We start from the raw sequence: 1,414 nt of genomic DNA, 5'->3' as shown, positions 1-1,414 counted from the left end.
CCGGGTGAGGGGCCGGAGTTGTTGCTGCGGCACGACTACCTGGAAGGGCGTGGCGCGATCGAGCGTGACGCGACCTACACCTACACCGATGGTCCGGCCCTGACCTCGGCCACGGTGTCATATGAGTGGATGCACTCGCTCGGGGAGGTCGTCACCACGCTGGTGCGGGCGGGGCTGCGGATCGACAGCCTCACCGAGAGCGAGCTGCTGCCGTGGCCGCGCTGGGCGCACATGACTCGGACCGACAGCGGCTGGTGGGCGCTGCCGGACGGCGACCCGAGGGTTCCGCTGCTGTACGGGCTCAAGGCGTCGAAGCCGACGGCGTAGCCTCCGATGTGGGGGATGGGCGGGGAGCCGGCACCGCCCGCAGGCGCTCGCGCACGTCGTCCACCCGCGGGTCGTCGAGTTCGCCCAGGATGGTCAGAGCGGCAAGCCAGCACTCATGCGCCTGGTCGGGGTCATGTTCCACCAAGGCGTCACCGCGCATGATCAGCGTGTCGGCCTCACCCCACCGGTCACCGAGCTCACGCCGGGCGAGCAGCGCGAGGTCGAACTGTGCCTGCGCGTCCTCATGCCTGCCCATCGCCTCGAATGTCGCGGCGAGGCTCGTCAGGATGTAGCCCTCGGTGTAGCGGTCGCCGTCCTTGCGCATGATCCGCAGGGCGTCCTCGAAGTGCTTCATCGCCTCGCCGAACCGTCCCAGCCGACGGCACGCCTCGCCGACGCCGTTGATGGCGATCGCTTCGCCAGGTTGATTGTCGACCTGCCGGAACAGCTCACGTGCGGCGGTGAACGCTTTCGCCGCCGCTTCGTGATCCTCGCGGTCGCCCTCCAGGTAACCGATGCCGGTGAACGTCCACGCCCGCCCGGTCGTGTCCCCTATCGCGTCGCGCAGCTCCATGGCGGCGTGCAACTGCTTCTCCGCCAGGTCGAACCGCCGCCGCTCCCGATGGGCGTGCGCCAGGTTGTTCAGCACCCAGGCCTCCCCGAACGAGTCCCCGGCAGCCCGAGCCGACGCCAGGCCCGCTTCGTGGATGGAGATCCAGTCGGTCCAGTGCTTGCGCAGGTACAGGAAATCCCACAGCACGACGGGCAACTGCCACGCATGCACGTGGTACCCACGCTCGTGAGCCAGTCGCACGGCGGCGACGAGATTGCCGAACTCGAACTCACACCAGGCCAGCGCCGTGGTGTAGGTGAAGTCGTCCGGTGCGTCGGGCGTGCCCGGACTCGGTGGCGCCAGGGTCGGATTGCGGTACTGCGGAGCGAGCACGTCGCTCACGCGTGCCGCGGCGTGCAGGTACCAGTCCAGCATGCGTCGCGTCGCCGACTCACGGTCAGGCCCGGGCTCGTCCTGGAGCAGTCGTTCGACGCTGTACGCGTTGAGCAGGTCGTGCCGTGTGTATCGGTCGTG

General features: G+C 69.0%; 1 protein-coding gene and 1 pseudogene. One reads left to right on the top strand and one right to left on the bottom strand.

Annotated features, from left to right (window positions below; all coding sequences use genetic code 11):
• Positions 1-327 (top strand): annotated as a pseudogene (locus tag ADK67_RS52290) (SAM-dependent methyltransferase); the annotation flags it as partial.
• Here the strand turns inward: ADK67_RS52290 and ADK67_RS08110 are convergent.
• Positions 302-1,282, bottom strand: coding sequence for a tetratricopeptide repeat protein (locus tag ADK67_RS08110; RefSeq protein ID WP_197289338.1), 981 nt, complete (start codon positions 1,280-1,282; stop codon positions 302-304). The pseudogene ADK67_RS52290 and the gene ADK67_RS08110 sit on opposite strands and share 26 nt — an antisense overlap.
• Positions 1,283-1,414 lie beyond the last annotated feature (132 nt).

The sequence above is a fragment of the Saccharothrix sp. NRRL B-16348 genome (assembly GCF_001280085.1).
Lineage (GTDB): Bacteria > Actinomycetota > Actinomycetes > Mycobacteriales > Pseudonocardiaceae > Actinosynnema.
The sequence above is the reverse complement of the archived record's forward strand: the minus strand, read 5'-3'. Positions and strand labels throughout refer to the sequence as shown.